This window comes from Rhodococcus sp. IEGM 1409 (assembly GCF_030056735.1).
GTDB lineage: Bacteria > Actinomycetota > Actinomycetes > Mycobacteriales > Mycobacteriaceae > Rhodococcus_F.
Genome location: NZ_JASHKN010000002.1, coordinates 491,789 through 503,774, shown reverse-complemented (window position 1 = coordinate 503,774; position 11,986 = coordinate 491,789). Strand labels below are relative to the sequence as shown.

Here is an 11,986-nt window from a genome sequence, read left to right as displayed (position 1 = left end):
TGAGCGAATTCACTTGGACGTAGGGTTCCAGACACCAGCTGATCAATTCAGATACATGAGGGGGGATGACTTTCAGTCAGGTGATCATTTCGGTCAGTTCGCGCGAGCTGACTTGCACACAGCGCTCACCAGTGGTTCCCTCATCAGGTCGCTGAGACGCACATCACAACGACGACAGTCAGCCACCGCCCGTCACCCACAAGGTCGACGGGGAACAACCAAGGAGCAATACATGCCCGGAGTCGGCATATGGCGCACCAAATCCGTCGAGCAATCGATCGCGGACACCGACGAGCCTGAGACAAAGCTCAAGAAGGAACTGACCGCGAAGGACCTCACGGTATTCGGAGTCGCCGTCGTCATCGGCGCAGGCATCTTCACGCTGACTGCTCGAACCGCAGGCAATGTCGCAGGACCCTCCATTTCACTGGCATTCGTTCTCGCTGCCATCGCCTGTGGCCTTGCCGCACTGTGTTATGCGGAGTTCGCCTCCACTGTTCCGGTCGCCGGCAGCGCATACACCTTCTCCTACGCGACGTTCGGTGAGTTCGCGGCCTGGATCATCGGCTGGGACCTCATCCTCGAGTTCGCACTCGCCTCCGCTGTTGTCGGCAAGGGTTGGTCGCTCTATCTCGGCAACGTCATCGGTGCCAGCGGCAGTACCACCGCGCACATCGGATCGATCAGCTTCGACTGGGGCGCACTGCTCATCATCGGAGTGATCACGCTGATCCTCGCGATCGGCACCAAAGTTTCCTCGCGAGTCTCCGCTGTCATCACCGCAATCAAGATCGCGGTAGTACTGCTCGTCATCGTCGTCGGCGCGTTCTACGTCAAGAGGGAGAACTACTCCCCGTTCATCCCGCCGTCCGAGGGGTCCGAGAGCTCTGCCAGCGGAATCCACCAGACATTGTTCTCCTGGCTGACCGGTGCCGGCGGAAGCAGCTACGGCGCATACGGATTGCTCGCCGCAGCCAGCCTCGTGTTCTTCGCATTCATCGGATTCGACGTCGTTGCGACCACGGCCGAGGAAACCAAGAACCCGCAGAAGTCGTTGCCGCGCGGAATCTTCGGCTCGCTCGCCATCGTCACCGTGCTCTATGTTGCCGTCACACTCGTCCTGACTGGCATGGTCAAGTACACCGAACTCAAGGACGGCAGCCCGCTGGTCGGCGATTCCAGCGCCACGCTTGCTACCGCATTCGAGGCAAACGGAATCGGTTGGGCACAGACTGCCATCAACTTCGGTGGCCTGGCCGGCCTGACAACAGTCGTCATGGTCATGATGCTCGGCCAGACCCGCGTCCTGTTCGCCATGTCCCGTGACGGTCTCATGCCGCGCAGCCTGGCCAAGACCAATGCCAAGGGCATCCCGATACGCATCACGCTGATCGTCGGCGGCATCGTTGCTGTCCTGGCGGCCTTCTTCCCCATGGGAACGCTCGAAGAGATGGTCAACATCGGCACGCTCTTCGCATTCGTCCTGGTCTGCGTCGGCGTTATCGTCCTGCGCCGCACCCGCCCCGACCTGCCGCGCGGATTCCGCGTCCCGCTGGTTCCCTTCGTTCCGATCGTCGCCGTGCTCGCCTGTGGTTGGCTGATGCTCAACCTCTCGGTCGAGACCTGGATCCGATTCCTCGTCTGGATGGCCATCGGTGTTGTCGTGTACTTCGCGTACGGACACCGCAAGTCGGTCCTCGGTCGCAAGCTCAAGGACGGAACAGCCATCCCGTCTGCGAATGCCGACCCGGTACTCGTCAAGGACTGATCCTTCACAAACGAACCGCCGCCTTCCGATTCGGAAGGCGGCGGTTCGTTTGTGGTTGCGCGAGTTTCAGATGAGCGGATTGGCACCGTTCAGGAAGATCCAGGTGCAGACGCCGGCAGCGATGCCGAGAATCAAGACCACGAGCGACCCGACAAACGGGCGGGTGGCCCAGCCCCGACGACCATCCAGTGCGATACGGCCAGGACCCGTCAAGATGATGACGCCGGCGCAGATTCCCAGCAGCATCTCGTACTCGGTACCGGCCGGGGCGAAGTACTCGAGACCAGGGGCGCTCGCCTGACGCAGCGCCCACGCATTGATCATCACGGCCAGAACCGACGCTGCCGCAACGGGAGTCAGCAACCCGAGGATGAGGAGCGCGCCACCCGCGACCTCACCGACGGCGCCGAGTATCGCCATCCACTTCGCCTGCTGGAACCCGGCATCCGCCAGCATCGTCTCGAACCCGCCCAGACCCGGCCCGTTCCAGATACCGGTCAACTTCTGCAGACCGTGCACCAACGCAGTTCCGCCGACGGCCAACCGCAGGGCAAGCAAGCCGAGGTCGAGAGTGCCTCGACTCCGCGGAGCCTCAGTTGTACCTGCCACCGTTGTACCTGCCACCGCTTCGGCCGTGGGGACGGCGGCGATCGGAGCGTCGTACGCCGTCTCACGCTCGAGAGCCACTGTCGGCTGATCCGCGCCCGGTGCTCGATACGTCGGTATCTGTTCGGTGAGGGAATTGGCGTTCGTGGAACCGAAATCAAGATCGTCGTCGGTACGCGGCAACGGATTCTTGGCGCTCACCGTCGGAAATTGTTCGGTGGGCGAATCATACGGACTGGACACATTGCCCGCCGGCTTGTCCGCATCCGACAACACGCTGGGATCTTTTCGCTCGTCAGTCACGTAGGTGAGCCTATGACCGATTCACGGACTCGACGGGGAACCTTGGTCCGGCGTGGCGGCATCGACCGTGGGTTACGTAACGTCTTGGGCATGACTACGGGTAGGCATGCAGCGCTGGGCGCACTGGCTCTGATGCTCGGGACATCGTTGCTCGCAGGTTGCGCCGACTTCGACGAATCGACCGCCTCGCCGTTCACACCCGAGCCGACCAACCAGGCCAGCGCCGAAGTGCAGCCGGAGAATCCGCCGCCCTCGACCACGCCGCCGGCGCCGCGTACCGGCCCGCTCGGACCGTGTCAGGACGCCGACACTGCCGTGATCGCAACCTGTCTCGACACCACGGGTGGGCTCGTCACACTCCCGGACGGGAACTCGGGGTTGGTCGCCGAACGTCGGACCGGCCGAATCATGCAGGTGGCGCCCAACACGACGCCCGTCGAGGTTGCCAAGATCGACGTCGACGGCAGCGGCGACGGCGGACTGCTCGACATCGCCCTCTCCCCCACATTTGTCGAAGACAACCTGATTTATGCCTACGTCACCACCGGAACCGACAACCGGGTGGTCCGTATCGCGCCGGGCGACACCGCCAAGGAAGTCCTCGGTGGAATTCCGCGCGGCGCGAGTGGCAACGGCGGGTCACTGGAATTCGCGGCACCGGACCAGCTCATGGTCCTGACGGGGGATACCGGAAACCCTGCGGTTGCTCAGGATCCCGGCTCGTTGGCGGGGAAACTGTTGCGAGTGCGATCGTTGACACCCAACGCAGCGCCGCCTCGCCCGGAAGTTGTTCTGTCCGGAATCGGGAACGGCGGCGGCGTGTGCGTGGATCCCGGTGTCGCGACGTGGGTCACCGACCGAACCACTCTCGAGGATCGCCTCCAACGTGTCGGCTCCGACGGCACAGTGACGTCCCCCGCTTGGACGTGGCCTGACCGACCCGGCGTCGGAGGGTGCATTGCGGCGCAGGGAGTGGTAGCTGTCGCGCTGGGGGCCGGCAAAGCGATCTCGGCGTTGGCTGCCGACCCCGGAACAGGAGCAGTTACGACCGCGCCGTCGGCAGTGGCGAAGGACACGTACGGCCAATTGGGCGGTTTGGCACTCGGATCCGACGGTTTGATGTGGGCGAGCACGATCAACAAGACCGCGGGCGAACCGGGACCGAACGACGACAAGGTGGTCAAGATCCCCATGCCGAGTGGCAGTGGCGGGATCGACTGAGCCTCTGATCTCCACACGCACTTCCAGGACCGGTTGGCCAACCACGACAAAGGAGTCGGAATGAAGGCAATCCAATACACGAGAATTGGCGCAGAACCCGAACTCACGGAGATTCCCAAACCCGAGCCCGGTCCCGGTGAAGTGCTCCTGGAAGTAACCGCGGCCGGCGTCTGCCACTCGGACGACTTCATCATGAGCCTGCCCGAAGAGCAGTACACCTACGGCCTTCCGCTCACTCTCGGTCACGAAGGCGCCGGCCGGGTTGCAGCCGTCGGCGAGGGCGTCGAAGGACTCGACATCGGAACCAATGTCGTCGTCTACGGGCCTTGGGGTTGCGGCAACTGTTGGCACTGCTCGCAGGGACTGGAAAACTACTGTTCTCGCGCAAAAGAACTCGGCATCAACCCTCCCGGACTAGGCGCACCCGGTGCGTTGGCCGAGTACATGATCGTCGATTCACCTCGCCACCTCGTCCCGATCGGTGACCTCGACCCGGTCAAGACAGTGCCACTGACCGACGCCGGCCTGACCCCGTATCACGCGATCAAGCGTTCTCTGCCGAAACTTCGCGGAGGCTCGTACGCCGTTGTCATCGGTACCGGTGGTCTCGGTCATGTCGCCATTCAGCTCCTCCGCCACCTCTCGGCAGCCACGGTCATCGCACTCGACGTGAGCGCGGACAAGCTCGAACTGGCTACCAAGGTCGGCGCTCACGAAGTGGTGCTCTCCGACAAGGACGCGGCCGAGAACGTCCGCAAGATCACCGGAAGTCAGGGCGCCGCACTGGTTCTCGACTTCGTCGGCTATCAGCCCACCATCGACACCGCGATGGCTGTCGCCGGCGTCGGATCCGACGTCACCATAGTCGGGATCGGCGACGGGCAGGCGCATGCCAAGGTCGGGTTCTTCCAAAGTCCTTACGAGGCTTCGGTGACCGTTCCTTACTGGGGTGCCCGCAACGAGTTGATCGAATTGATCGACCTCGCCCACGCCGGCATCTTCGACATCGCGGTGGAGACGTTCAGTCTCGACAACGGAGCTGAAGCGTATCGACGACTGGCCGCCGGAACGCTCAACGGCCGCGCGGTTGTGGTCCCTGGTCTGTAAAACGACAGCGGGAAAAACAATGATGCCCGGCCGAATTGAAGTTCGGCCGGGCATCATTGTTCGCTACTGAGGACTAGCTGCACGCCTCGATGACGAGTTCCTTCACCCGTGCCGCGTCTGCCTGTCCGCGAGTGGCCTTCATGACGTCGCCGACGATCTTTCCGGCGGCCTGCACCTTGCCACTGCGAATCTTGTCCGCGATGTCGGGGTTGGCTGCGAGCGCTTCGTCGACGGCTGCCTTGAGCTTGGTTTCGTCACGTTCGACGACCAACTCCGGGTGCGCCGCGACAACCTGCTCAGGGTCACCCTCGCCGTCGAGGACGTGATCGACGACCTGGCGAGCGACCTTGTTGTTGAGCTTGCCACTGTCGATGAGAGCGACGACCTGCGCAACCTGCACCGGGGTGATCGGCAAAGCACCGAGTTCGACCCCGCGGGTGTTGGCCTGCTGTGACAGGTAGGACAGCCACCACGACCGCGCTGCCTCGGGCGAAGCACCGGCCTCGGTAGTCGCGATCACCAGATCGATGGCACCGGCGTTGACGAGGTCGCGCATGACCTCGTCGGAGATCCCCCAGTCCTTCTGAATCCGCGCGCGGCGAATCCAGGGAAGCTCCGGCAAGGTTCCGCGCAGTTCTTCGACCCACTCGGCGTTCGGGGCGACAGGCTCGAGATCCGGCTCCGGGAAGTAGCGGTAGTCCTCGGCCGTTTCCTTACGGCGCCCAGCGGCGGTGGTCCCGTCGGCTTCCTGGAAGTGGCGGGTCTCCTGGATGACCTCACCGCCGGCGTCGAGAACTGCTGCCTGACGGCGCATTTCGTAGCGAACCGCAACCTCGACGCTTTTGAGGGAGTTGACGTTCTTGGTCTCGGTACGCGTTCCGAGTTCCGTGGCGCCGATCGGCATCAGCGAGATGTTGGCGTCGCAGCGCATCGATCCCTGATCCATCCGCACGTCGGAGACGTCCAGGGACTTCAGCAGATCACGAAGCGCCGTCACGTAGGCACGGGCAACCTCGGGAGCGCGCTCGCCGGCACCGTGGATGGTCTTGGTCACGATCTCGACCAGCGGCACACCCGCACGGTTGTAGTCGAGAAGCGAGTGGCTGGCGCCGTGGATACGGCCGGTAGCGCCGCCGACATGGAGGGACTTTCCGGTGTCCTCTTCCATGTGCGCGCGCTCGATGTCGACACGCCACGTCGTGCCGTCGTCGAGGATCACGTCGAGGTAGCCCTCGGTTGCGATCGGCTCGTCGTACTGGGAGATCTGGTAGTTCTTCGGCTGATCCGGGTAGAAGTAGTTCTTACGCGCGAATCGACCCCACGGTGTGATGGAGCAGTTGAGCGCAAGGCCGATCCGGATCGCGGATTCGACAGCAGCTGCGTTCACCACCGGCAACGAACCGGGCATGCCCAGACAGACCGGGCACACCTGGGTATTGGGTTCGGCACCGAACTCGGTGGGGCACGGGCAGAACATCTTGGTCGCGGTGCCGAGTTCTACGTGCACCTCCATACCCATCACAGGCTCGTACTTGGTCAGTACTTCGTCGTAATCGAGGATGTCGGGCGCATCGACAGCAGTCATGGTGATCAGTTTATGCGTCTGCGGCTCAGCCGAAGAATGCGGCTGCCTCCTCGTAGCGCTCCTTGGGCACCGTCTTGAGTTTGCGGGTCGCCTCGGCGAGCGGAACGAGGTCGATGGACGTTCCGTGCAAGGCGACCATCTGACCGAAATCTCCGCGGTGAGCTGCGTCCGTGGCATGAACGCCGAAGCGGGTGGCGAGGATGCGGTCGTGCGGCGTCGGGGTGCCGCCGCGCTGAATGTGTCCGAGGACGGTGGTGCGAACTTCCTTGCCGATCCGACGCTCGATCTCGTTGCCGAGCTGCTGCGCGACTCCGGTGAAGATCTTGTGGCCGAACTCGTCGATGCCACCTTCGCGCAGAGTCATCGATGCGGGATCGGGCATCGCACCTTCAGCCACTACGCAGATGAAGTGGGAGTCGCCGCGCTGGAAGCGCTTCTTGACCATCGCGCACACCTCGTCGACGTCGAACGGCTGTTCCGGAACCAGAGTCAGGTGTGCCCCTGACGCCAGTCCGGCTTGCAGCGCGATCCAGCCAGCGTGCCGGCCCATCACCTCGACGAGCATGACCCGCTGGTGTGATTCGGCCGTGGTGTGGAGTCTGTCGATGGCATCGGTGGCGACAGCCAAGGCGGTGTCGAATCCGAAAGTCACGTCGGTGCAGTCGATGTCGTTGTCGATCGTCTTGGGCACGCCGATCACAGGCACGCCGCTCTCGGAAAGCCAACTGGCCGCGGTCAGTGTGCCTTCGCCGCCGATCGGGATCAAGACGTCGATCCCGTTGTCGTCGAGGGTCTGCTTGATCTGATCGAGGCCCGCGCGAAGTTTGTCGGGGTTCACGCGAGCGGTGCCGAGGATCGTGCCGCCGCGGGTGAGGATGCGGTTGATGCGATCGTCCGCGTCGAGCGGAACCTTGCGGTCCTCGAGCAATCCTCGCCAGCCGTCCCGGAATCCGACCACCGTACTGCCGTAACGACCGGCCGACGTACGTACGACGGCACGGATGACCGCGTTCAAGCCCGGGCAGTCGCCGCCGCCCGTGAGGATTCCGATTCGCATAGTGCAGCACCTCTCGTGACCGGATTGTGGATCTTGATGTCCATCTTCCCCCAGTCACCCTATTGCCGCAGGATAGCGGCGTTGCCGAGCCGCAACGCCGCCGCGCGGAACCACTAACCTGGCGTGACGAGCCCGCTTTCGTACGCCAACACGACCGCCTGGGCGCGATCTCGCAGATCGAGCTTGGACAGCACCTTCCCGACATGGGTCTTGACGGTCTGCTCGGCGACGAACAGCCGCTCGGCGATCTCGACGTTGGACAATCCGCGGGCGATCAATTCGAGGACCTCGCGCTCACGCGGGGTCAAGGCGTCGAGCGCTGCGGGCCGTGCGCGCGGGGCCGCCCGCCGGCTGGTCACATCGGCGATCAGCCGCCGCGTCACCGTCGGCGCCAACAAGGCCTGCCCTTCGGCCACGACGCGTACGGCCCGAATCAGTTCCTCAGCCGGTGCGTCCTTGAGCATGAAACCGCTCGCCCCGACGCTCAGTGCCTCGTAGACGTAGTCGTCGATGTCGAAAGTGGTGAGCATGAGGACTCGCACCGGCGGCTCCCATCCGGCGGACAGAATCTGGCGGGCAGCGTCGAGTCCGTTCATCTCGGGCATGCGAACATCCATCAACACCACATCCGGACGCAATCGCGCAACCTCGACGACGGCGATCTTGCCGTCCGGCGCATCGCCGATCACGCTGATGTCGGGCTGGGCGGAGAGTAGGGCTCCGAACCCTTGTCGAACCATCGCCTGGTCGTCTGCGATGAATACTGTGATGGGCACTCGGACAGCCTAGGCGGGCATCGACGGCAACTCGGTCCGGACCTCGAACCCTCCGTCCTCGCGCCGGTTTGCCAGCAGCATGCCGCCCACGGCCGAAGCCCGCTCACGCATTCCGCGGATTCCGTTGCCACCAGTGGTTTCCGACGCCGAGCGCTGATTGCCACCCAGTGGCGAAGGTCCGTTGTTCACGAGCGCGCTCACCGATTGCGGACCGAACGCCACGGTGACCTCGATGGGTCCGCCGGGTGAATGCCTGGCCGCGTTGGTGATCGACTCCTGAATGATCCGGTAGAGCGCAAGGCCCGTGGATTCCGAGACCGACGCTCGATCTCCGTCGACTCGCCACGACACCGGAAGTCCGGCACGTGTACTGCCGAGCAACAGTTCGTCCAACTGGTCGACGCCGGGTTGCGGGGCCGTCACCACGGAGTCCCCGTCGCTGCGCAGTACTCCGAGGAGACCACGAATCTCGTTGAGCGCTGCACGCCCTGTCTCGCTTATCGATTCGAATTCGGTCCGGATCTCCGGAGTGACCGCATCGAGCCGGTAGGGCGCACTCTGCGCTTGCACGACCACCATCGACATGTGATGGGCCACGATGTCGTGCAAGTCGCGGGCTATCCGCGCCTTCTCCTCGAGGATGGTTCGCCGAGTGCGCTCGAGTTCACTGACTTCCTCCTGCTTGGCCAACTGACGGCGCGAGAGAACCAACCAGCGGATCAGCAAACAGAAGACCACCAGGGCGCTGAGTCCGACAGCCCAACCGGCTCCGTCGCTTCCCGGAGCGTTGCCGAGGAAAAGCAGCACCGTGGCGATCCAGGCGACGCTGACAACCTGAATGGGCGCTCGCAGACTCACCGAGGCGAGCAACGACATCAGCACGATGATGTGGACGACCTGCCACGGATAGTCGTACTCAGGCGTGTTGTCGAACACCAACGGAATGATCAGCGCCGACACCGCCGACACCGCCCACCCCAAGGGAGCATTGATCCGGATCAGGACAAACGGAAATGCCGCCAACGCGGCGACGAACGGCATGATCGGTGGCGAAACATGATGAGTCAGTTGCAGTGTCGGCCACGCAATCGCGTAGAAGATCAAGGTGACCACGACTATGACGAAGTTCCAGAACTGACCGTGGGCCACGAAACGGGTTGCGCGGCGCACTTTCTCCGAATGCACTACCGCCCCGTCGAGGCCGGACAGCATCGACCCGGCAGTGGCGAATGTCGGTGCGGGCACATCCGGTGCGCCCCTGTTCTTCCTTCGGACCTTGATCACCCGTCAAGCCTATGAAGGCGAACCCCGAAAGTCCTCATACTGCAGAGTGAGATCCCCCTACCTCCGAGGTATCACAGGGGAGGGAATTCTCACCCGGATCGGCGTCGGAGAACCCCTCCACAGGGCGATGACCGCCAGGATTGTCCGTTCATAGCGTGAACGGCATGCGGATCACACGAGTGAAAGACCTCTCTCGAAGCGGTGGCACCTGGGCTGCCCTGGCCTTGGCTGCGATGGCGGCAATCACCGTCACTGCCGGATCGAGCGGCGCCGAGCCGCCGCGCACCGAGAACTCGAACGCATCCAGGGCGATCGCCACTGTGACTACCGCGGATGCCTCTGACGCTGTGACCACCATCCCGGCGGACTTTGCCGCATTCGCGGGCTACACCCCCACCGTGGTCGATGGATACCTCGCCAATCCCCACGGCGACTGCTCGTCGCCGGTCCCGCTTCCCGACGAATTCGACTCGGCCTGCAAAGCGCACGATCTCGGCTACGACCTGCTCCGCTACGCACATTCGCACGGAACTGAACTGGGGCCGTGGGCACGTCAGGTCCTCGACGGTCAGCTCGACGAGCGAATGCATGCCGCGTGTGAAGACCGCACGTCCTTTCTCTCACGTGGGTACTGCTTCGCGATGGCCGATGTAGCCGTCACAGCGGTGAACGGAAACTCCTGGCGGCAAAGCTATCTGACACCGGTCGCGGAATCAGGCTTCGGTTACGGCGCGGCCGGAGTCCTCGCGGTCTCCGCTCTCGGCTTCACCCTCGTGCGGTCGCAGCGCCTCGACATGTCGAACGGGTCCTCCTCCTCTCCGAAAGCGATTGCAGCATGAGCGTTCTGAATGCGTCACGGACCCCTGTCCTCACCCGAGTCGGGGCGCTCGCACTCCCCCGAGTGTCCACGAGCGTCGCCGTGGCAGCGATGTCCGCCATCTCACTTGCTCCCGGACTGCTGCCGAGATCGGCCGTGCTCCAGGGTGTGTTCAGCGGCCTGCTCGTCGCGGTCGGACTACTGGCGATGTGGGCGTTCTCCGCGATTACTCGTCGGCTCGTCTCCGATCGCGTGAAGGCCGGATTCGACGAACATCATTGGCGCATCAGCGCGTTGGGGTTGTCGGCGGCCGCCATCGCGATTGCGATGTTCGCCGCCTCCAGTTGGCAGAACTCGTTGCGAACGGCGATGGGCGCACCGTCTGCCGGACTTCTCCACTGGGCGGAGGCGGGTTGCATTGCAGCACTGACCGCACTTGGTCTCTGGGGCATCGGGGTCGGAATTTCGAAGGCGCTGCGGTGGATGGGTTTCGCGCGGAGCGTCGGCGCACTGGTCATGGGTGTTCTCGGAGTGCAGTTGGTGGTCGGTCCCGCCGTGTGGAATGGTCTTTCCGATTCGTTCGACAGTTCCAACGCGTACATCGACACTGCTCTGACACAGCCACTTTCGGCCTCCGTGTCAGGCAGCCCCGAATCTCTCATCTCGTGGTCGTCGATGGGCGCGGAGGGACGTAAGTTCATTGCCGCTGATCCGGGTGAAGACTCGGTGCGCGTCTACGCCGGTTTGGATTCCGCACCCGACGCCGCTTCGCGTGCCGCTCTCGCCGTGAGTGAACTCGATCGCGTCGGCGGCTTTGCCCGCAACAGCGTCGTGGTGGCCGTTCCGACCGGCTCGGGGTGGATCGACACGCATGCCGTCGACGGTATCGAGCAACGGTTCGGCGGCGACGTCGCGATAGTCGGCCAGCAATACTCCGACGCACCCAGCTGGGCGACGTTCCTGTTCAGCCGGGACGAGGCCGAAGATTCAGCCACAGCTCTGTTCACCGCGGTCGGTACACACATCGCCTCGATGCCGACCGAAGAGCGACCGGACTTGTTCCTCTACGGACAGAGCCTGGGCGCCGTCGGGGGCAGTGCTGCGTTGATCGAAGAAAGCCCCACCACCGCGTGCGACGTGTTGTGGGCCGGTCCCCCGGCGGGCGCGACGCGGACGGAGGGTGCAACTGTCCTCGCGAACACGTCCGACCCGGTGGTGTGGTGGTCCCCCGCCCTCGCGACGCAGGAGCCGGACCTGAGCCGCGCCGTCCAGGATGCCCCGATCCCGCAGTGGATTCCAGGCGTCACGTTCTTGCAGGCGACCATCGACATGCTCGGTTCGCTCGGTGTTCCCGCCGGCCACGGTCATCGCTACGGAACCGATCAGGGGAGAGCTTTGGGGACCTGCTCCTGAAACTGCTGTGCGCCTTTATTGACCGCGGGGGGTTAACAAAGGCGCACAG

The 11,986-nt window shown here is 63.9% G+C and carries 10 protein-coding genes; 5 read left to right on the top strand and 5 right to left on the bottom strand.

From position 1 onward, the window contains the following. Positions 1-232 precede the first annotated feature (232 nt). Positions 233-1,768, top strand: a complete 1,536-nt coding sequence (locus QM716_RS08320; protein WP_283303705.1) for an amino acid permease — start codon at positions 233-235, stop codon at positions 1,766-1,768. 66 nt (positions 1,769-1,834) lie between these two features. Here the strand turns inward: QM716_RS08320 and QM716_RS08315 are convergent, their stop codons facing one another. After that, positions 1,835-2,677, bottom strand: a complete 843-nt coding sequence (locus tag QM716_RS08315) for a DoxX family protein (RefSeq protein ID WP_283303704.1) — start codon at positions 2,675-2,677, stop codon at positions 1,835-1,837. Between the two features lie 90 nt (positions 2,678-2,767). On the opposite strand from QM716_RS08315, the gene QM716_RS08310 reads away from it, so the two are divergent. Both QM716_RS08310 and QM716_RS08305 read left to right on the top strand, forming a co-directional pair. Further along, positions 2,768-3,898: a PQQ-dependent sugar dehydrogenase gene (locus QM716_RS08310; protein ID WP_283303981.1), complete on the top strand. Its 1,131-nt coding sequence runs from the start codon at positions 2,768-2,770 to the stop codon at positions 3,896-3,898. A gap of 60 nt (positions 3,899-3,958) precedes the next feature. Then, a complete protein-coding gene (locus QM716_RS08305; RefSeq protein WP_283303703.1) occupies positions 3,959-5,005 on the top strand; it encodes an NAD(P)-dependent alcohol dehydrogenase in 1,047 nt (348 codons plus the stop codon). 73 nt (positions 5,006-5,078) lie between these two features. On the opposite strand, the gene gatB is transcribed toward QM716_RS08305, so the two are convergent. The 4 genes from gatB to QM716_RS08285 form a co-directional block, all read right to left on the bottom strand. Next, positions 5,079-6,590 carry an Asp-tRNA(Asn)/Glu-tRNA(Gln) amidotransferase subunit GatB gene (gene gatB, locus QM716_RS08300; RefSeq protein ID WP_283303702.1) on the bottom strand — a complete coding sequence of 504 codons (1,512 nt, stop codon included), beginning with the start codon at positions 6,588-6,590 and terminating at the stop codon, positions 5,079-5,081. A gap of 25 nt (positions 6,591-6,615) precedes the next feature. Beyond that, the gene (locus tag QM716_RS08295; RefSeq protein WP_283303701.1) at positions 6,616-7,647 is read right to left on the bottom strand and encodes an ATP-dependent 6-phosphofructokinase; all 1,032 of its coding nucleotides are present in this window, start codon (positions 7,645-7,647) and stop codon (positions 6,616-6,618) included. A gap of 113 nt (positions 7,648-7,760) precedes the next feature. Further along, positions 7,761-8,423, bottom strand: coding sequence for a response regulator (locus tag QM716_RS08290; RefSeq protein ID WP_283303700.1), 663 nt, complete (start codon positions 8,421-8,423; stop codon positions 7,761-7,763). Between the two features lie 9 nt (positions 8,424-8,432). Beyond that, a complete protein-coding gene (locus QM716_RS08285; RefSeq protein WP_283303699.1) occupies positions 8,433-9,707 on the bottom strand; it encodes a sensor histidine kinase in 1,275 nt (424 codons plus the stop codon). 164 nt (positions 9,708-9,871) lie between these two features. Here QM716_RS08285 and QM716_RS08280 point away from each other — a divergent pair, with 164 nt between their 5' ends. Together QM716_RS08280 and QM716_RS08275 are read left to right on the top strand one after the other, a co-directional pair. Further along, positions 9,872-10,546 (top strand): hypothetical protein, encoded by a 675-nt coding sequence (locus QM716_RS08280; RefSeq protein ID WP_283303698.1) that lies wholly within the window; start codon positions 9,872-9,874, stop codon positions 10,544-10,546. Beyond that, complete coding sequence (locus QM716_RS08275) at positions 10,543-11,937, top strand: alpha/beta-hydrolase family protein (RefSeq protein ID WP_283303697.1); 1,395 nt, start codon at positions 10,543-10,545, stop codon at positions 11,935-11,937. Before QM716_RS08280 ends, QM716_RS08275 begins: the two co-directional genes overlap by 4 nt. The last annotated feature ends 49 nt before the right edge of the window (positions 11,938-11,986 follow it).

Excerpts from the sequence above, each read along its gene's own strand:
- QM716_RS08320 (WP_283303705.1), top strand. The coding sequence starts at position 233 with ATGCCCGGAGTCGGCATATGGCGCACCAAATCCGTCGAGCAATCGATC.
- QM716_RS08310 (WP_283303981.1), top strand. The coding sequence starts at position 2,768 with ATGACTACGGGTAGGCATGCAGCGCTGGGCGCACTGGCTCTGATGCTC.
- QM716_RS08305 (WP_283303703.1), top strand. The coding sequence starts at position 3,959 with ATGAAGGCAATCCAATACACGAGAATTGGCGCAGAACCCGAACTCACG.
- gatB (WP_283303702.1), bottom strand. The coding sequence starts at position 6,590 with ATGACTGCTGTCGATGCGCCCGACATCCTCGATTACGACGAAGTACTG.
- QM716_RS08295 (WP_283303701.1), bottom strand. The coding sequence starts at position 7,647 with ATGCGAATCGGAATCCTCACGGGCGGCGGCGACTGCCCGGGCTTGAAC.
- QM716_RS08280 (WP_283303698.1), top strand. The coding sequence starts at position 9,872 with ATGCGGATCACACGAGTGAAAGACCTCTCTCGAAGCGGTGGCACCTGG.
- QM716_RS08275 (WP_283303697.1), top strand. The coding sequence starts at position 10,543 with ATGAGCGTTCTGAATGCGTCACGGACCCCTGTCCTCACCCGAGTCGGG.